At 35.1% G+C, this 19,413-nt stretch carries 14 protein-coding genes; 3 read left to right on the plus strand and 11 right to left on the minus strand.

What is annotated here, in order from left to right; genetic code table 11:
• Nucleotides 1-22: 22 nt before the first annotated feature.
• The 5 genes from ACKPCA_RS09430 to ACKPCA_RS09450 form a co-directional block, all read right to left on the minus strand.
• On the minus strand, nucleotides 23-2,416 hold the full coding sequence (locus ACKPCA_RS09430) for an ABC transporter substrate binding protein (RefSeq protein WP_321282590.1): 2,394 nt from the start codon (nucleotides 2,414-2,416) through the stop codon (nucleotides 23-25).
• A 99-nt stretch (nucleotides 2,417-2,515) separates the two neighbouring features.
• Nucleotides 2,516-3,688 carry an ATP-binding protein gene (locus tag ACKPCA_RS09435; RefSeq protein WP_321282591.1) on the minus strand — a complete coding sequence of 391 codons (1,173 nt, stop codon included), beginning with the start codon at nucleotides 3,686-3,688 and terminating at the stop codon, nucleotides 2,516-2,518.
• Between the two features lie 124 nt (nucleotides 3,689-3,812).
• Complete coding sequence (locus tag ACKPCA_RS09440; RefSeq protein WP_321282592.1) at nucleotides 3,813-4,394, minus strand: porin family protein; 582 nt, start codon at nucleotides 4,392-4,394, stop codon at nucleotides 3,813-3,815.
• A 168-nt stretch (nucleotides 4,395-4,562) separates the two neighbouring features.
• Nucleotides 4,563-5,771: a C1 family peptidase gene (locus ACKPCA_RS09445; RefSeq protein WP_321282593.1), complete on the minus strand. Its 1,209-nt coding sequence runs from the start codon at nucleotides 5,769-5,771 to the stop codon at nucleotides 4,563-4,565.
• Nucleotides 5,772-6,050: 279 nt separating this feature from the next.
• Nucleotides 6,051-6,737 carry a cytidylate kinase-like family protein gene (locus tag ACKPCA_RS09450; RefSeq protein WP_321282594.1) on the minus strand — a complete coding sequence of 229 codons (687 nt, stop codon included), beginning with the start codon at nucleotides 6,735-6,737 and terminating at the stop codon, nucleotides 6,051-6,053.
• A 192-nt stretch (nucleotides 6,738-6,929) separates the two neighbouring features.
• Here ACKPCA_RS09450 and ACKPCA_RS09455 point away from each other — a divergent pair, with 192 nt between their 5' ends.
• The 3 genes from ACKPCA_RS09455 (at nucleotide 6,930) to kdsA (ending at nucleotide 11,255) form a co-directional block, all read left to right on the plus strand.
• Nucleotides 6,930-8,915 (plus strand): tetratricopeptide repeat protein, encoded by a 1,986-nt coding sequence (locus ACKPCA_RS09455; RefSeq protein WP_321282595.1) that lies wholly within the window; start codon nucleotides 6,930-6,932, stop codon nucleotides 8,913-8,915.
• Between the two features lie 210 nt (nucleotides 8,916-9,125).
• Complete coding sequence (locus tag ACKPCA_RS09460; protein WP_321282596.1) at nucleotides 9,126-10,400, plus strand: replication-associated recombination protein A; 1,275 nt, start codon at nucleotides 9,126-9,128, stop codon at nucleotides 10,398-10,400.
• A gap of 36 nt (nucleotides 10,401-10,436) precedes the next feature.
• Complete coding sequence (gene kdsA / locus ACKPCA_RS09465) at nucleotides 10,437-11,255, plus strand: 3-deoxy-8-phosphooctulonate synthase (RefSeq protein ID WP_054722789.1); 819 nt, start codon at nucleotides 10,437-10,439, stop codon at nucleotides 11,253-11,255.
• 476 nt (nucleotides 11,256-11,731) lie between these two features.
• Here kdsA and ACKPCA_RS09470 read toward each other — a convergent pair whose 3' ends face one another.
• The 6 genes from ACKPCA_RS09470 to ACKPCA_RS09495 form a co-directional block, all read right to left on the minus strand.
• Nucleotides 11,732-13,513, minus strand: a complete 1,782-nt coding sequence (locus ACKPCA_RS09470) for an NADH-dependent [FeFe] hydrogenase, group A6 (protein WP_321282597.1) — start codon at nucleotides 13,511-13,513, stop codon at nucleotides 11,732-11,734.
• A gap of 57 nt (nucleotides 13,514-13,570) precedes the next feature.
• Nucleotides 13,571-14,758, minus strand: coding sequence for an NADH-ubiquinone oxidoreductase-F iron-sulfur binding region domain-containing protein (locus tag ACKPCA_RS09475; protein ID WP_054722785.1), 1,188 nt, complete (start codon nucleotides 14,756-14,758; stop codon nucleotides 13,571-13,573).
• 42 nt (nucleotides 14,759-14,800) lie between these two features.
• Nucleotides 14,801-15,268: an NADH-quinone oxidoreductase subunit NuoE gene (nuoE, locus tag ACKPCA_RS09480; RefSeq protein WP_321278817.1), complete on the minus strand. Its 468-nt coding sequence runs from the start codon at nucleotides 15,266-15,268 to the stop codon at nucleotides 14,801-14,803.
• A gap of 617 nt (nucleotides 15,269-15,885) precedes the next feature.
• Nucleotides 15,886-16,317 carry a hypothetical protein gene (locus ACKPCA_RS09485; protein ID WP_321278818.1) on the minus strand — a complete coding sequence of 144 codons (432 nt, stop codon included), beginning with the start codon at nucleotides 16,315-16,317 and terminating at the stop codon, nucleotides 15,886-15,888.
• Between the two features lie 298 nt (nucleotides 16,318-16,615).
• Complete coding sequence (locus ACKPCA_RS09490) at nucleotides 16,616-18,409, minus strand: metallophosphoesterase (RefSeq protein ID WP_321278819.1); 1,794 nt, start codon at nucleotides 18,407-18,409, stop codon at nucleotides 16,616-16,618.
• Nucleotides 18,406-19,410 (minus strand): hypothetical protein, encoded by a 1,005-nt coding sequence (locus tag ACKPCA_RS09495; RefSeq protein WP_321278820.1) that lies wholly within the window; start codon nucleotides 19,408-19,410, stop codon nucleotides 18,406-18,408. Before ACKPCA_RS09495 ends, ACKPCA_RS09490 begins: the two co-directional genes overlap by 4 nt.
• Between the last annotated feature and the right edge of the window lie 3 nt (nucleotides 19,411-19,413).

Here is a 19,413-nt window from a genome sequence, read left to right on the forward strand (position 1 = left end):
TAATAGTTTTTATATAGAAAACTTACTTTTGTAATTTAAATTTAACGATAAAGCTTGCACCTCCGTCAGCATTGTTATAGTTGGAAATGTCTCCTTGAAATCGATCAACAAAAGATTTTACAATGGCCATTCCTAACCCACTTCCAGATTCAGGCCCCTTGGTTGTAAACAATGGATCATATATTTTTTCCTGAATTTCTTCATCTATTCCTGTTCCATTGTCATGGATTTCAAAAATTCCATACTCTTTGTCCTTGCTTAGCCTGATTAAAATTCGTTTGGTTTCCTTTTTCACCTTATCAAGCGAATGAATCGAATTTACAACCAAATTAACAACAATTTGCTCAAACTGGATAAAATTGGAATGCACTAAAATCTTTTCCGAAGGCAAATTACTTTGCAACTCAATACTATGATCATAAACTTGTCTTTTCACCAAAGATAAAGCACTTTTAACTGCACTTAACATGTCAACCATCTCGCTTTCAACATCTCTAGGTTTTTCCCAAAACTTACGCATGTGTTTAATAATGGAATCAATTCGCTCAGTTCCTTCTGATATTGTTTTGATTTTTCGAGTAAACATCTCAGGCAACTGTCCCGGGTTTCTTTTTTGCCAAAACAATACACTATCTGCAGTAATTTTTATGGCATTTAATGGTTGATTGATTTCATGAGTAATTCCTGCTGCCATAACTCCAATGGAAGTCAATCGAGAAGACTCTTCCAATAAACGAATGGCCTCCATATTTTTTTGTTCTGCCTCGATTCTTGCTTCCATCAACGAATTTCGTTCCCATGCATTGGCAATCATATTAACAGTACTAAAGAAGATGGAAATTTCATCTCTTGACCATTTGTATTGTTGGTTTTGAGAAAATCCCATTAAACCAACCACCTTTTTCTCAACAACTACGGGCAGGATTACCACTGATTTGATATTTCTCTTGCGATAATATTCTCTCTCCTTGCCTCCTAAATTGGAAAGATCATTGGAAACAATACTCCTATTTTTTTGTAAACGCGCAATAACATCCTCCAATTCCGAAAAATAAAACTGATCTACGTCTTTTATATTTTTCCCTTTGGTAGATACCCTACTTTTAATTTTCACCGCAGAATCATCGGATGACTGAATCGAAAAAAGACTTATGCGAGCTACATTCAATTCCTCGGTCATCAATTTTAAAACATCATCTAAAACATGTTTAAAATCGGCAGAAGCATTCAGTAAACGGCCAATTATACCAAGTAGTCGCTCATGTTTTACTGATATTTTTAACCTTTCTTTCTCTTTGATTAAAGCTCGTTCCGCCCTTATCCTTCTTATGATGGCTCTCGAAAGAACCAAAATAATAACGGTAGAAATGGATAAAATCCCCAGAATAATATGTATCCACTCTTTGTGTTCACTATAAAATGATCGTGGAGAATTTCGAAGAAATGTTCCCTTGGGCAAAACGCCATAATCAATATTAAACCGTTTTATTTCATTATAATTTACAACATATTGATCCAAAGGTTCTCTGTAAATGGGAATTGAATCAATAGGAGTGCCATTTAGAATGTCATCTACCATTTTTGCAGCCATCTCACCATGAAAACTTCCTTTTACAATTTTCCCTCCAATTACACCATCACTTACATAGAATGACCAGACAATATAAACAGGAACTTTACTAGCAGGAATCAAAAGATCCAAATTATCCTGAAAACTTATAAACTTCCCCTGTCTATCCTTATTAAAAGTAAGTAATAAAATAGATGTATCACCTTTGACTTTTTTAACATCAGTCACCAATTCATCCATGGTTTTATCTTCATAATAGATAAACTCCAATTGATCTTTATACTTGTTTTGTATATCAATCATGGATAACTTGTTGAGCTTACCCGTTGTAGTAACATTATCGTTGATTACAACAAGTTGTTTGGTATTGGGTCTTGTTTTAAGAATTAGGTCAATTACTCCGTCCCAGTCAACCTCTTCGGCTACACCAGTAATATTTTTCATTCCTTCAATCATTTCATCTTTAAAATGATTGATTCCACAAAAAACGATTGGAGTATTCTTAAAGAATTTATCCCTATGATTGCGGACAAAAGAGAGTGCATTATTGTCAGATACAATAATGGCATCGTAATTTTCCTTCATCAGCTTCAAATCATACAATTCTATTAGCTTCTCGAGGTATTCGGGGGATGGATTTCTTTTGGTATCAAGGTATTCGTAATCAATCTCGTATTTATTCCCAACGGAATCCATAACAGCCTGAATACCTAGGTTTACATTATCTGTCCAACGTAAACCTTGATGATAGGAATGAAGAACAAGTATTTTTTTTCTGCTGTTGGAATAAGCAATAATTGAACTAAACAGAAAAAAAAAGATTAATAAATTGCGTAAACACCTCATATCATATTAGAATTGATAAGAAATACATGCCCAATATAAGGGAAATATCAACAATTTAGGCACGTCCTAAGATGTTACGCAGAAGTTTTAAAGAGGTTGTCAAACAGCAATCGTAAAAATAAATTTACTTCCCTTGCCCAATTCGCTTTCAACTCTCATCTCGCCACCATGTCTTTCAACAAACTCTTTACAAAGGATTAACCCCAAACCGGTTCCTGTTTCATTTTCCGTTCCATTTTGAGTTACTTTCTCGTCTATCTTAAACAATTTGCTAATGTTTTCTGGTGTAATTCCTATTCCATTATCAGCTACTGTTATTTCGATAAATTGACCTACAACCTGCGAGCTAACTTTAATCACGCCCCCCCGAGGAGTAAATTTAATAGCATTGCTCACCAAATTTCGTACTACCGTATCAATCATGTTTTCATCAACAAAAGCCATAAGGTTTTCATCAATCTCTGCTGATAAACTAATTTCTTTGTGCTCTGCACTTCCGGTTAATAAATTGACCACTTCATTTACCAAATTCCATAAATCAACCTGTTTAGGTTTAAATTTGATATTACCAGTTTGCATTCGGGCCCATTCCAAAAGGTTTTCCAACAATTTGTACCCTCTCCTGGCCGATTGATTAATGATTTCATGAAAATTATGAAGTTGCTCTTTGCTAAGTTCTTCTGAACTATTTACCAGAAAATCCGAAGCACCAATTAATGATGCAAAAGGGTTTTTTAAATCATGTGCAATAATGGAAAAGAATTTATCTTTAGTTGCATTTAATCTTTCCAGCTCTTTTCTTTGCTTTTCAATCATCACTTTTTGGCGAGTCAATTCTTCCTCCAACTGATCCTTCACCATCATGCGCTTTCTTATATTCTGCAAAGGAATCAGAACTGTATCAATAATTTTAATATTGAATTTAAGTTCAACTTCTTTCAGGTTCGTCTGTGTACATTGCAATAAAACAGTATCGACCTTAGCTTTAGCCGAAGCCGAACGAGTATCGGTATCAATTAATGCGTACTCTCCAAAACTTCTTTCCGCGTTTAATTCAATAAATATGTGATCCTCATCATGAATTTGTACACATCCTTTGGCGATTACATATACTGCTCCTCCTGGATCTCCTATGGTAAAAATGCATTCTCCTGCAGGAACATTCTTCGTTTCGACAATTTCAGAAAGGTAAGTAAAGACTTTCTCATCCTGATCGGCAAGAAAATCTAATTTCTTTAACAATGAAATTTTGGTATCAGAAGGTAACATCATTTTAGGTCGTAATTTAGTCGACTACAAATTTATCTCTTTATTGTCCAAATAAATAAAATCTAAAAAATAAAGACAAAAAAAACTGCTGATAATTTCAGCAGTTTCAACACTTTATACGATCTGATTAAAACAATTTAAATCCTACAGTAACATTTACCATATTTTGTTTTAATTGTTCAGCAACATCAGAAAATCCTACTTCATAATCCACATCTAAAGTTAATTTCCAAACATCAATACCAGCTCCAAATTTACCGTTCCAAACAGCTCCCTTGAAATCACTATCAATAGCACCTTCTACTGTACTCTTAACATTATCATCAACTGTAAAAGAAGCTACAGGACCAGCAAAAGCTCTTAATTTGAACGCTGGTAATTTTACAATTTTATAACCTAGTAAAATAGGCACATCCAAACTTTTGGTTTTAAAGTCATACGAATCACCCATTACTTCAACAGAAGATTTTCTTGTCACATAATTTAATTCTGGTTGCAAGTACCATTTATTCAAGTTTACTCTTAAAAAGGCACCTATCATCATTCCATTATCAGCTTTTTCTTTAATTCCAGATAATCCTCCAAAATCAGTATCAGCTTTAGTACTTACCAAACCTGCATGAAAACCTAAATTTACAGGAGACGACAATTGTGCGAATAATGCAGAACTGAATAAACAGATCACTGCAGATAAGATTAATTTCTTCATAGTTAAATTATTTTCAATTTTTAGAAACACTAATTTAAGAGTTTTTTTAACATTAGTCATTAATTTAAAATTATTAATGTTATAAAATATAACATTCACTACTTTAACAAACCGAATAGGCACAAAAAAACCCGACTCAAAGCCGGGTTATTTTTTGTTATGATAGGATTACAATCCCAATTTCTTTTTCATTTCTTTCGACAATGCATCTTTGTGAATCATGAAAGACATGGTTTTGTATGCTACAAATGGGAATGATGCATAAAAGTATCCATTGTACTTGTTGCTATCATCAGCCCATGAGTTCTTCACAATAAAGTATTTGTTGTCTTTTTGATCTTTTGCAATACCTACAATGTGCATACCGTGATCATCAGTAGTTGTGTAGTTATCAAATGCAACCTGACGCATTTCCTGAGTAATTTCTTTCTCTTTAACCGGACCTGCATCACCACTTAATTTAGCAGCTTTCTCAGTTTTTGAAAGAGATTCCCATTTTGAAATTTCAGAATCTGTCATGTTTTTAGTTTCAGTTTCAGGAACAATAGCAATACCCTTTCTGTACATGAAACCTTTTTCACTTACATCAGAAGCCCAACCAATGGTATAACCATCCATAATTGCTTTCTCCATCATCTCCATCATCTCATTCAATGGTACGTTGTAAACTTCATCCCACAACCAGTTGTCTGGAACTTCGATAATAAATTTTTCATAGAATGGGTGATGTGTGTATGATGAAATTTCGATATAATCATCAGCATTAACACCAACAAAATCCTTAGCAAATGACTTTGGAGTATATTCTTTTCCTTCGTACTCAAATTTCTCTGGCTTCTCTCCTAAATAAGAATCTAGAATGCCATCGAAACCTTTGTGCCAAACCGGAGTTAATTTTTTATTCTTGTTCTTGATTACAGCTGTAACGTAATCATTCAAAACAGCATCCAATTCACCATGAGTATGTCCTTCTTCACCATAGTTTAATCCTTCGTAAACTCCCTCAGGAACAATACCATAGTTTTTCAACACATAAGTCACATCGTGGAATGCTCCACCGCCACCAAAGTTGAAATTACCATGCATTCTAACATGTCTTTTCGCTTTATCTGAATAACAGTTGTATACCACGAACATTTCAGACAAATCCACTTCTGGTTTTCCCATTCGAATCATTTCTGATTCGATGAATGACAATCCAGAGAATGACCAACATGTTCCCGATCTGTGCTGATCTTTTACAGATGTTGCAGGTAATCTTTTGATATCAGAAAACTGATAAGCTTCTTTTTTCTTCTCATCTTTTTTCACGCCAGCAGAAGCCGAAAATGCCAACCCTGCTGCTAAAAGTCCAACGCTTAAGAATTTTAATTTCATTTGTTAATAATTTAGTGTTCGTTTGGAATTAGATTCCAACATCAATTAACCCCCTATCATACTACTGATCAATTGACAATGAACATTTATGTATTTTGTTATAATGTATTCAAACGCTTGCAAAATTAGCAAAAGCAAATCCTTAAACAAGAACTATTGTCAGTTTAACACATGTTTTAGATTAATCCTATATTTTTCTGATTTTTTCAATAAAAAATGAGAGTATGCGTAAACAGTACCCTCATTTTATTGCTCGATATAATATTATTGTGAGCTAATTTAACCCATTACAATTTGCTTGCCCAAAACTCCTTTTTTTTCCATTAGGTCCAAACAGGAATTTACAATATCCTCTTCTCGCAAAGTTTTTGAATTGTATATTACATCAAAAACAGTTGCCGACAATGGCTCTTTGTTAAAGTAATTTCTCAAAATTTCTCTTTTCTTATCAATTTCTTCTGCATACTTATGCATCTCCTCCATGCTTAACCTATAAATTTTCTGCAGTTGAGAAGCTCTCCATTCCAATGGTGCATGCAATTTTACATGAAATGATCTTTCTATATCATTGGTCAATACCACGCCTCCTCTACCAATAATAATACAGTTGCCTTTGCATGCAAACGACCTTACCACTTCTGCAATTGTCTTTTTAATTTTTCTATCACTTTGATAATACTTACTCGACAGAGCTGCCAAAATCTCATCCCAAGTTGATTTTTCCATAGAATTAAAAACATATTCAATTTTAGCGGGATCCAAGTTTAATTCTTTTGCCGATCGCTCAAGAATTTCCTTGGTCAAAACAGTCCATCTCTTTCCGGTTTTCACACTTAGCCTTGCAGCTAAGCTATTTGCAATATTAATTGCCGTGCATCCGCACTCACGAGAGATGGTAACAACAGGTCCTTCACAAAACATTTCCTTTTTAGGATCGATAATTTTGGATTCAAACCTTTTTTCCATGTATTTTAACAAAATATTGTCCATATCCACCTCCAAATTAGTTAGTTTATCTCTTTATAATTTAAGATATTTTAAGAACATATAAAAATGAATTGGCTTGGTTCTTGTTATATAGAGTGATTATTTAAAAGAAGATTTCTTTAATTTTATAAATTTGTAATTCATTACTCAAGCTCACCAAAAAAGAATACAATGCGCAATAGATTTGTTCAGCTAATAATCGCTCTTATTATATCATCCTGTCCTATAGTCTTAAAGGCACAATTAAACACCAACAATATTTTCGATAAAGGCAGAAGTGCTATTTATTTTGATGATTACACCGAGGCAATCAACAAATTCAATGATATTATCCGGGTAAAACCATATTTGCCTGAGCCCTATTTCTTTCGAGGATTGGCAAAATCTCATCTTGAGGATTACAACGGGGCAATTGTAGATTATACCAAAGCCATTGAACTGAACCCCAATTACACTTTTGCTTTTCTGTACAGGGGAATTGCAAAAAATGCACTTAAACGATTCCAGGATGCGATCATGGATTTCGACAAGGCCATGTTGCTAAAACCCAATATGGCAGATATCTATTTTAGCAAGGGTAATAGCTTGCTATCCTTAAAACAATACAAAAGTGCAGAAGAAAATTATTCCAAAGCAATCCAAATTGATCCGGAAATATTGGGCGTTTATTTAAATCGATCCATCGCACGCGAAAACCTGGATGACATTGATGGTGCCATAAAGGATTGTAACAAAGCCATTCAACTAAATAACTTCTCGGCCGATGCCTTCGGAAACAGAGGTTACCTAAAATTTAAAAAAGAAGACTACGAAGAAGCCATAAAAGATTACAATCGAGCTTTAAAACTTGAACCGGAAAATACGAGGGTTCTTATGGCAAGAGCTTTTGCGAATTACCGTTTAAAAGATTTAAAGGGAACCATGGATGACTACAACAAAGTGCTTGAAATTGATCCAAATAATGCTCACTGTTACTACAACAGAGCCTTGTTAAAATCAGAGATTGGAGACTACAACTCAGCAATTGAGGATTTCAACAATGTATTGGAGATGAATCCCGACAACATGTTAATTTATTTCAACAGAGGATTTGTAAAAACCGACATTGGAGACTTGTATGGTGCAATGGCCGATTTTAGCACTGCCATTCGAATCTATCCTGATTTTGCCAAAGCCTATTTGGCAAGGGCATCCGTAAAGCGCGATTTAAATGATGAGAAAGGCGCTATGAAAGATAGATATCAGGCTTTACAGATTATCGATAGGTACAAGAAAATGAAAAACAATGGCAAAATGTCTGCATTTGTTGATACCACCGAAAACTTTCAGCGTTTAATTGATTTGAATTCGAGAGAATCATTTACAGAAGAGATTATTAAAGGACGCGTACAGGATAAACGTGTAAGCATTGAATTGGAAGATAACTTTCACATTACACACTTAAGCATGGATAGTTTGCGTGCTGGAAAGATTCAATATTACGATCAAACGATCATGAAGTACAACCAGCAACAAAATTACAATCCAGCCTTTACCATTTCCAATCACAAAAGAAGATATCCAAAGTCATTGGTTGAAGAACAGATTTCCATTGCTCAGAAACAAATTCAATCCAATCCGGCCAGAGGTTATTTCCATAGGGGAACCTATCAGTTAATGGATAAGAAATACAACAATGCCATTGATGATTTTAACAAGGCTATTGAGAAAGATAAAAACCAGATTTTTGCATATTTCAATCGCGCCAACGCATTGGTAGCCATGACGGACTACATACAATCTATTGGAACAGGAAATGAATCTGTAGTAAGCTTAAGACCTGATGATAAAAAGGATACAAACGAGGTGATTGTTGATTACTCCAGTGCAATTAAAGATTACACCAAGGTTATTCAATTGGATCCATCCTTTGGTTTTGCAATTTTCAACAGGGCTAATGCCTATGCCAAGTCAAAACAATTCAAGAAAGCCATTGCCGATTATGACTGGGCTCTACAATTGGATCCTAACTTTAAAGAAGCATATTACAATCGTGGGCTAATTTATCTGTTTTTAAATGATAAAACATTGGCATACGAAGATTTGAGTAAGGCTGGTGAGCTTGGATTAATTGATGCATATAATGTGATCAAGCGATATTGTAACAAACAAGATTAGAAGACTTTGAATAAGTATTTTAATTTTGTGATTTTAGTTAAAACCCCCAAACTATGGACGATTTCTTCGTTATCAAAATTTTAAGTCCTCACAACCAAAAGGTTGCTCCGGGTTTAAATTTTATCTAGCCTTGAACTCGGCACATATTTTGGGTTATTCAAAGTCTCCTATTAAAAATTGTCCTGATATCAGGATGGAATGATTAAATAAATGACACCAAATCAACCTTTAGCTGAACGCCTGCGTCCCAAAGATTTAAGCAATTATCTTGGACAAAAACATTTGGTTGGCAAAAAAGCCGTACTGCGCAAAATGATAGAATCAGGAAACATTTCCTCGTTCATTTTGTGGGGACCTCCTGGAGTTGGTAAAACAACTCTGGCAAAAATCATTGCAAATCAGCTGAATCGTCCGTTTTATACTTTATCGGCGGTTAACTCTGGTGTTAAGGATGTTCGAGAAGTAATTGCCAAAGCCGAAAGTCAAAGGTTTTTCTCTGCTCCAAACCCTATTCTGTTTATCGATGAGATTCACCGATTTAGCAAATCTCAGCAAGATTCATTGTTAGGAGCTGTTGAGAATGGAACCGTGACTTTAATTGGTGCTACTACTGAAAATCCTTCATTTGAGGTCATTTCTCCGCTTCTTTCAAGATGCCAGGTTTATGTGCTTAAAGCACAAGAAAAAGAAGAATTGGAGCACCTGATCGATCATGCCATTCAGAATGACAGCTATCTAAAGGAAAGGAATATCAACATCAAGGAAAAGGATGCCCTTCTGAAGTTTTCAGGTGGTGATGCAAGAAAGCTCCTAAATATCCTTGAGCTGGTAATCAACTCACAAACCAGCGATGAAATCATCATCACAAATGAGTTGGTGACCAAGGAGCTACAGGAGAATCCATCGATGTATGACAAAGATGGTGAGCAGCATTACGATATAGCTTCAGCAATGATCAAATCCATCAGGGGGAGCGATCCGGATGCTGCTGTATATTGGTTGGCCCGAATGCTGGAAGGCGGTGAAGATCCAAAATTTATCGCACGTCGACTGGTAATTTCTTCCAGCGAAGATATTGGATTGGCCAATCCCAATGCTTTACTGCTTGCCAATGCATGCTTTCAGGCCGTTAACCTGGTTGGAATGCCCGAATCCAGAATTATTTTGTCGGAAACTGCCATTTACCTTGCTACATCCCCAAAAAGTAATGCTTCCTATCTTGCCATAGGCAAGGCGCAAGCATTGGTGAGGGAAACTGGAAATTTGGCTGTGCCGCTGCATTTGAGAAATGCTCCTACCAAATTGATGAAGAATTTGGATTACGGCAAGAACTACAAATACTCGCACGATTATCCGGGCAACTTTGTAGAACAAGATTATTTACCAAAAGAAATTAAAAATCAACGCTTGTATATCCCACAGCAAAATGCTCAAGAAGCAAAAATTTGGGAGAGATTAAAAAATTGGTGGAAGAATCGATTCTAAAATTGTTTACTTTTGCCATGAATAAAACCGAAAATCATGATTGAAAACATTCCAAATATTAAACATACCGATAGTGGTAACTTCTTTCTTTTAGCTGGTCCTTGTGCAATTGAAGGCGAAGAAATTGCCATGAGAATTGCCGAAAGAATTGTTGAAATTACCAACAAACTTGAAATTCCATACATCTTTAAAGGATCATATCGCAAAGCCAACCGTTCAAGATTGGATTCCTTTGCGGGCATTGGTGACGAAAAAGCACTAAAAATCCTTAAGAAAGTAAGCGATACTTTCGGAGTTCCAACCGTTACAGACATCCACAATCCGGAAGAAGCTGCCATAGCTGCTGAATATGTAGATGTATTGCAAATTCCAGCATTCCTTTGTCGTCAAACTGATCTTTTGGTCGCTGCTGCAAAAACAGGTAAAGTTGTCAACATCAAAAAAGGACAATTTTTGGCTGCTGAATCCATGAAGTTTGCGGTAAACAAAGTTCGTGAATCTGGTAACGATCAAGTGATACTTACCGATAGAGGAAACATGTTTGGATACCAGGATATGATTGTAGATTACAGAGGAATTCCGGTAATGCAAGAAAACAACTGTCCTGTGGTATTGGATATTACTCACTCATTACAACAACCAAATCAAGCTGGTGGTGTAACCGGTGGACGTCCTGAATTAATCGAAACAGTTGCCAAAGCTGGTATCGCAGTTGGTGTTGATGGCATCTTCATCGAAACGCATCCTGATCCTGCAAATGCAAAATCGGATGGTGCAAACATGTTACAGCTTGATTATTTGGAAGACTTGCTAACCAAATTGGTTGCAATCAGAAAAACGATCAATCAATTCTAATATCGAATTTATATAAAAAATTCCCATTGGGTTCTGAGAGTATCACTCCAAGTGGTGCTCTCATTTGTTTTATACTAAATTTACTTTTAGAAATGATTGATACCCCCTATCTTGAGATCTTTTCTTTATACACACCTATTTTCAAAAATGTAATTCGAAAGAGAATTATATATACAATCTTTTAATTCTAAATTCTCCCCTTCTAGGGGAGATGGCGACAGCCAGAGGGGTGTATTTTTAATTGAATCTCTTATCTCACCCTTTTCCCTGTCGGTATTTTCCCTAAAAGGGAAAAGCTCAAAATGAAAATGTTCTCTAATATTCATATGCATTTAATCAATAACGTTATTTCATATTTACACATAAATAGAAGATCTTAAGAGAGAGCATCAAAATACATTCTAACACAGAAAACATACAAAACAAAAGATCCGGCCTCAACCGGATCTTTCCTTTTTACACAAAATTAACAACTACTAATACTGTTCACGCTTCACATATGTGGTGTGAAGTAATTTATGAGATTTATGGCTTAGAGGTTCTTCCAGGAAATCCTTATAAATCTGAACAATTTCAGGATTTTCGTGTGACTTTCTGATTGCAAGATCACTATCCTCATTATAAATCGCTTGCATTCTCTTTAAACGAACGTCATTATCTACCGGATAAGGTTGTCCGCCACCTCCCAGGCAACCACCAGGACATGCCATAATTTCTATGAAGTGATAGAATCTATCTCCATTCTTGATGTTATCCATTAATTGATGTGCGTTTTCAAGACCATTGGTAATTGCGCACTTCAGTTCAACACCTTCAAGGAACTTCCAATCATCAAGCGTTCCTTCAATCTTAATGCTCACCTCCTTCACTCCATTCAGACCCCGAACAGGAAGAATTTCAAGATTCACGAATGGTACCTCACGTCCGGTTACAATTTCGTAGGCTGTACGAAGAGCTGCTTCCATTACACCTCCTGTTGCACCGAATATAACTGCAGCACCAGAACCTGTTCCCATCATGGAATCAAAGGATTCATCGTTTAGTTTTTCAAACTCAATACCTGCTTGACGAATCATCACAGCAAGTTCTCGGGTAGTCAATACAAAATCAACATCCTTGTAGCCACTATCCTTCATTTCTGGACGATTGGCCTCATATTTCTTCGCCGTACAAGGCATGATCGAAACAGAAACAATATTTTGAGGATCTACTTTAATCTTCTTTGCATAGTAGGTCTTTGCCAAAGCTCCAAACATTTGCTGAGGCGATTTACAGGTCGACAGGTTAGGAAGATATTCCGGATATTTGTGCTCGATATACTTCACCCATCCTGGCGAACAAGAAGTTGCCATAGGCAATGCAACATCAGGATCATCCTCAACCAATGCTCGCTTCAGTCGGGTCAACAACTCCGTTCCTTCCTCCATAATCGTTAAGTCGGCAGTAAAATCAGTATCCAAAACTGAATCGAAGCCCAAACGACGAAGAGCAGAGACCATCTTACCCGTAACGCGAGTACCCGGATCAAAGCCTAATTCCTCACCCAAACCGATACGCACAGCAGGAGCCGTTTGCACAACTACATGAGTTTCTGGATCAGCAATGGCATCCCAAACTTTCTCAACATAGGATTTTTCGGTTAAAGCACCCGTAGGACAATGTACGATACACTGACCACAGTTGGTACAAACCACCTCATCCAATGCACGATCAAATACAGTTGAGATCTTCATCTCAGAACCTTTATGAGCTACAGCAATGGCACCAACACTCTGAATTTCGGCACAGGTACGAACGCAGCGCTGACAACGAATACATTTCGAATCATCCTTTTCAATGGCAGGAGAGATTCTGTCAACCGTATAGCTCTTATCCGGAACCAAATCGATAAAATCCTGATTGGTAATCTGGTATTCAGCCGCCAATTCCTGCAATTCACAATGCCCATTGCGATAACACTTGGTACATTCCTCGTTGTGCTCGGTAAGCAACAATTCGATGATGTGTTTGCGACAATTGCGAACTTTTAAAGTATTGGTGTTGATTTCCATACCTTCTGAAACAGGCATGGCACATGAAGCTACAAGTTTATTATTTCCAACCTGTTCTACCACACAAACACGACAATTACCTGCAACGCAAAGGTCTTTGTGATAGCATAAAGTTGGTATTTTGATATGGAGTTTTTCAGCTGCTTCGAGAATGGTTTTTCCCTCTTCTACACTTACAGCTATTCCATTGATTGTTAAATTTACCATGTTTGACATATCAAATTTCTTTTTAATGGTTTAAAATAAATTGGAATTAGCTCTTTCTTAGTAAATCATTTCCTCACGGAAATTTTCTACAATAGAAGAGAATGAATTGGCCACAGACTGGCCCAAACCACATTTAGCCGTCAACTTCATCGTATCGGTAAGCTTAAGCAATTTATCCAAATAAGAGGCTGGCTTCTCGCCGCGCTTCACGGCTTTAATGCCTTTCAATAGTTGCTGACAGCCCACTCTGCATGGAGTACATTGTCCGCATGATTCCTCCTCGAAGAAATCCAGATAGTTGTTCAATACATTGTACATGGAACGAGAAGAATTGAAGATCATCATCGATCCTCCTGTTGGCAAGGAAATACCCGTTAATTTTCCTTGATATCCAATTGAAGTCTTTCCGAATCGTTTACGTGGAACAAGGAAACCGGAAGCTCCACCCACCTGAACGGCCTTGGTGTCACCATCACCAAAATCGTCAACGAAATCCTGAACCGACATCCCCAGCTCCAATTCATAAATGCCTGGAATTGGCGTATCACCCGAAACCGAGAATACCTTCGATCCGCGAGAATCTTTTACACCCAGTTCGCGGAATTTCTTCGCTCCATACTTTAAAATGGTATAGGAGTGTGCCAATGTCTCCACATTGTTGATTACCGTTGGTTTGTTCAAATAACCAATCTCGGTTGGGAAAGGAGGCTTATTCCTAGGCTCCCCACGCTTGCCTTCCATCGATTCAAACAGAGCACTCTCCTCACCACAGATGTATGCTCCACTTCCCATGAAAATTTCAACACGGAAATCCAATCCCAATTCGTCTAATATATCGTGAAATCTTCTCAATTCCTTTTTCAGATTTGGAACCAAGAATTTATATTCTCCTCTTAAATAAATGTAGCCTTTTCTTGCACCAATAATTTTAGCACAAACCGCCATACCGGATAGAACTTTATGAGGCACTCGGGTTAATATTTCCCTGTCCTTAAAAGTTCCAGGTTCGCCTTCGTCGGCATTACAAATCACAAATTTTTCATCTACTTTTTGCTCAGCAGTCAATTTCCATTTCAATCCGGTTGGAAATCCTGCTCCCCCTCTACCCTTGAGACCGGAATTCACCATCTCATTAATTACTTCCTGATTGGACCTTGCCAATGCATTTCTAAGAATCTCTTTACAATCTTGCTCATTTTTAAAGATAAGGTCGATTCTATGAAGTTGTTTTTTAGTTGTTGTCATACCAAAGGGTATTTAGATTGTTAGTTTTGCTTTATCTATAGCTTAGTTTTCTTCGCGATATTCTCTTAAAATATCCACCACTGAATCTGGCGTAAGCTCCGTATAAACATCGTCGTTCACCAGCATGGCAGGCGCCTTATGACACCATCCCAAACAGTTGGTCTGAAGAATGGTAAACTTTTTATCTACCGTAGTTTCACCAACCTTAATCTTTAAGAAGCTCTCAATTGCCTGGATGATTTGGTTTTTGCCTTTCATCGCACAAGTAATTGTTTTGCATACTCGAATTACATACTTGCCTCTAGGTTCTGTGTCGAGGAAGGAATAGAAGGTAGCCGTTCCGTAAACATCAGCAGCAGGTATGCTCATCTCTTTGGCAATCTTCAAAATTGCCTCTTCCGAAAGGTATCTTTCCTGATCAATCACTCCCTGAAGAATTGGAAGCAAATTTTCGCGATCAGTACCATACTTGACAACTAAATCATGCACTAATTTTTCTTGAAAATCCATACACTGTAGGTTTTAGGGTTAATATTAATAGAGTTATACCGATTATTTAATGACTTTGGCTTTTGGTTCACCAACTCCTAAAAGCCATTCTTTAATATATCGGCATTATACCACCACCAACTTCTTAGTATAAATGGCATAACACTATGAATATAGAAAAATTAAAGAATTTTTTCTCTATTTATTTAAAAAACCTTAACAGTCAATCCATTACCAAAACAAACAATAATAAAGCTTAACTTAAGAAATCAACATCTCCCCAACATCAACAAACAAAAGGCCTCTGGAAATCTGATGCTTATAATAATTTTTCAATACGTTCAACATAAAGTGTCGAAAAACATGCGTAATTTGTATTTAGACTCCTTTTAAACTATCATAAACATGACAAAAGTCATAAAGAAAACCTTCAGTAATTATTCGAAGGCTTTCTCTATGAACACTTTAAGTTTTTAGCTTCTACAACTTGATTCTAATTTATTCTGCAGAATTCAATATGTTTTTTCTTGGATTTGATTCATGCATGAACACTGCTCCAGAATGATTTCCTATTTTATAGCGGTATATTTCTTTATCCTATTATTCAAGTTCAAAACTCTTGTGCTTAGATATCAGCTTCACACCCATTCGGCATTGTATTTTGCTTTGAATTCCTGAACTTCCTTAAATGATAAATTCGTGCGATGCATAAAAGAACGTTGCCCCCTAAAGTATTCTTTAAACTTTATTCCTTTTTCGTAAAACGTTCCAAGTAACACTTTTAACTCTTCCTGATGTTGTAAAGAGTCAACATCGAATTGAAATTCATTTTTCACCCCATTATATCGAAAAGAGATTGTGTTATCATCCCCATCAAATCTAGCTTTACCATTTTGCATATCTTTATAACTATTAAAATAAATTCTTAAATCAGTTATTTCGGATAGCAAATAGATCGCATTTTCCTTTTCCTGCTTTACCATGAATTGCAAGGCATTTAGCTCGACAATGCCATTCTTCACCGTTGATTTAAAATAATCCTTTTTAAAAAGCAAGTATAGCATCCCCATAATAAAGAGGTAGATGATAACAAGATCAAATGTTTGAAAAACATTCCTAAGAATTAAGGGACTAAAAAACACAGCACACAAAGCACCAACCAACAAAGTAAAACTCAATAGTCGAATGACTATGATCTGTTTTGTGGTCTTCCTAATATTAATTGTTGCTTTAAACGTCACTTGGTGTTATTAGGTTAATACATTCTTTTTTTCTCACAAAATAGCCTTAGTAGTCTGCAAAGGAAGTTTGCGTTAAATTAGTATAACTTGTTTTCAAGTTTCTCAAAGTACGAGTTTTGGTATTACTTTATACACCTTCATCGTAGAATAAATTAACACAACTCAAATCATCCTTATAAATAAAACATTCTTCTTTATAATTACTTCCATATGGACACTTCTCAACTCTTAATGATTTAACTGCATAGAATTCAATAATATCTACTTTAAAGTCATTTTTTCTATCATGAGTTTCTGGGAGTTTCTTATGGTTTAAGATATCAATATTAATATTTTCATGTCCTGTATAAAAAAGAGAGATGACTATAACCTTGTCAACTTTTTGAAAGAAATCTTTTTCATTATCTGCTATTAATCGCCTGATAGTTTTTCCATCATTTACTACATCTGTAATAATTATAACCGTCTTAAAATCACCTTTATCATTATTGAAGTTCAACTTCGTTTCATATGTATGTGACTCTCCATATCGATATGAGTAAGGTAATGAAGTATAAGGTATTGGAAATTTTATTGAAGCTTTAGTGGCTAGAATATTTCCTTCTGCACCAAGACCAATAATTAAGTCACAGTCTTTATTTAGTGAAAATGTTTCAATAACATCTACAATAACACTTTTTGCAAAATACAAATCATCTTTACACTCTAAAAGTTTAGCTATATCAATCCAATTATGAGATCTTGATGATTCACTCCAATGGAAATGACCAGAATAATAAAGCTTTTTATCCCGTATAATATCGTAAAGCTTATTTTGAATACTTTCCTTGGCATAAAAAACAGGATTACTTTCATTCTTTATTTCTTCTATTACTTCAGTATCTCCATCTATACTTAATGGTAAATCAATAGTTTCTTCCGCTGTGTTAGTCCTTGCTTTATAAATTTCAAAGTAATCCAACTCAACACTGATTTCCTTGGGAAGAATTGTTATCCAATCGCCAAAATTAGATTCAGGGATACCATTTATCTTTCTTAATTGGAAAATTTTATTCCTCAATATAATTGAATCATTCTCTAATTCAACTTCGTAAATCTTATAGCTCCCTGGCGGGTCTATCCCAGCTAATGCACCAGAATCACTTAAATAAATTCCAGATGAATCCAACTCAGATTTTGGTGTATGTTCATTACCATGAAAAACACATTTCACATTATGCTTTAACAAGTAAGGAAATAAATCCTTCCTATTGTTTTTATCCCATTGACCCGTTCTCTTATCTTCATAAGTTCCTGATATATTGTGATGAAAGGCCAACAACACTTCCTTATCTGGATGTTTATCAATAATCAATTGTATTTCTTTGTCAAACTTTTGTAATTGAATAAAACCATTTGCTCCTTTTTGACCAACTTTGTCATTTGAATTAACCCCGAGAATTAACAATTTTCCTACCTGAATACTATCAAAAATTATCCTCTCATAATCAAAATCTACTCCTTTTATATCCTTATAAAGTGTTTGAAAGTTTTTGTATTTTACTTCATTAAGACTAAACCCTTGTTTTCCATCATTTTCAGGTAAGTCAAGTGCATTTAAAATTGAACGTCTGTGTACTTCATGATCACCTGGTATTAAAAGTATATTCTGCTTCTTAATCTTTAAGCCTTCAATGAGTTGTTTTATTGAAATTAATGCCTGTTCAAACTCAACCTTCTCTGCAATATTTGTTATGTCACCTGTTATAATTAAGTATCTTTCTTTACAATTGTATTTCTTTATTGAATTTATTAAAGAATCAAAAAATGAATAACATACCTCTTCATCATTAACTAAATAAGTATATTTATTCTTTTCTTCATATCGCTCCGATTTATCAGTTATATGTAAATCAGAAATATGTATTATTATATTATTCATGATACCGGCTCTAAATCAGTTGTAATTGTATACCCTAGCTCTTTATTATTTTCTTTTTTGATCGAAAAAATTGCTATTGTTGCATTTACCTTTTTTATATGTGCTTTACTTAAAGTTTCTGTTTTAATAAGTGATATATTACCCAAGCATTTACCTCCAATAAAGTGAATTAAATTTTTTACAATTTTCACCTCTGTGCCTAAGCATACCAGATCAGAGACTACTATATATTTACGTTTATCTAATATCCTACTATCCAACCTATTGTATAGCTTATTGACGGGTCCTATTTTGTCAAATATTATTATATCCAGTCCCAAGAGTGTCGATAAAATAGAAACTAAGTAAGCACTATTCAGACTTTGACATACAAGTATTGGTTTCTCATTCAATTGATCTTTCAACTCCTTCTTTATCTTTAGTGCTAATTTATATAAAGAGTACATCATAAATGCCTTCTCATAGCTGATGAATCTTTTCATATCAACAAAGCCGATTAGATATACAAAAGATGAAGTATGTGGCTCATTATGTTCTTTGACTATATAATTTTTGATTCTATTTTTGAATTCATTCTCAAACAATTTAGGAGTATTAATTTCTAACTCTGTAGTAACATCCCCATCATCCTCAAACATAAAAAACTTCAAATAGCAATCCTCATCTTCTGAATTTTTCAAATTCTTTATTGAGTCAAGTGATAATTCAGAACACAAGTTCTTATTTAGATTAAGCAAAAGTATTTTATATTCATCATTCTTTAAACTAATCAGTCTTTTCTGCAAATTCGCCTGACAATCTACTATATCACTAAAATCAAAAACGACTGTCTTGTTACTTTCACCTTCTAATGAATCAATAATTCTTTGAACTGTTTCTATTTGTAATCTATCACAATAAATCCCAGCATTATCATCTTTTATGAAATTAGAAGTAACTACCTCCTCTGCATGCATATTGAAGTAGATATATCTTTCTGTTTTAATTTTTGAAATAATCATACA

Origin of the sequence: Marinifilum fragile (assembly GCF_963677365.1) — a bacterium.
In the GTDB taxonomy this organism is placed as follows: domain Bacteria; phylum Bacteroidota; class Bacteroidia; order Bacteroidales; family Marinifilaceae; genus Marinifilum; species Marinifilum fragile.

Bases quoted from the DNA above. Each gene is read 5' to 3' on its own strand.
- ACKPCA_RS09495 (WP_321278820.1), bottom strand. From the start codon at position 19,410: ATGATTATTTCAAAAATTAAAACAGAAAGATATATCTACTTCAATATG.
- ACKPCA_RS09445 (WP_321282593.1), bottom strand. From the start codon at position 5,771: ATGAAATTAAAATTCTTAAGCGTTGGACTTTTAGCAGCAGGGTTGGCA.
- ACKPCA_RS09475 (WP_054722785.1), bottom strand. From the start codon at position 14,758: ATGACAACAACTAAAAAACAACTTCATAGAATCGACCTTATCTTTAAA.
- nuoE (WP_321278817.1), bottom strand. From the start codon at position 15,268: ATGGATTTTCAAGAAAAATTAGTGCATGATTTAGTTGTCAAGTATGGT.
- ACKPCA_RS09455 (WP_321282595.1), top strand. From the start codon at position 6,930: ATGCGCAATAGATTTGTTCAGCTAATAATCGCTCTTATTATATCATCC.
- kdsA (WP_054722789.1), top strand. From the start codon at position 10,437: ATGATTGAAAACATTCCAAATATTAAACATACCGATAGTGGTAACTTC.
- ACKPCA_RS09450 (WP_321282594.1), bottom strand. From the start codon at position 6,737: ATGGAAAAAAGGTTTGAATCCAAAATTATCGATCCTAAAAAGGAAATG.
- ACKPCA_RS09435 (WP_321282591.1), bottom strand. From the start codon at position 3,688: ATGATGTTACCTTCTGATACCAAAATTTCATTGTTAAAGAAATTAGAT.
- ACKPCA_RS09490 (WP_321278819.1), bottom strand. From the start codon at position 18,409: ATGAATAATATAATAATACATATTTCTGATTTACATATAACTGATAAA.
- ACKPCA_RS09485 (WP_321278818.1), bottom strand. From the start codon at position 16,317: ATGGGGATGCTATACTTGCTTTTTAAAAAGGATTATTTTAAATCAACG.
- ACKPCA_RS09470 (WP_321282597.1), bottom strand. From the start codon at position 13,513: ATGGTAAATTTAACAATCAATGGAATAGCTGTAAGTGTAGAAGAGGGA.
- ACKPCA_RS09440 (WP_321282592.1), bottom strand. From the start codon at position 4,394: ATGAAGAAATTAATCTTATCTGCAGTGATCTGTTTATTCAGTTCTGCA.
- ACKPCA_RS09430 (WP_321282590.1), bottom strand. From the start codon at position 2,416: ATGAGGTGTTTACGCAATTTATTAATCTTTTTTTTTCTGTTTAGTTCA.
- ACKPCA_RS09460 (WP_321282596.1), top strand. From the start codon at position 9,126: ATGACACCAAATCAACCTTTAGCTGAACGCCTGCGTCCCAAAGATTTA.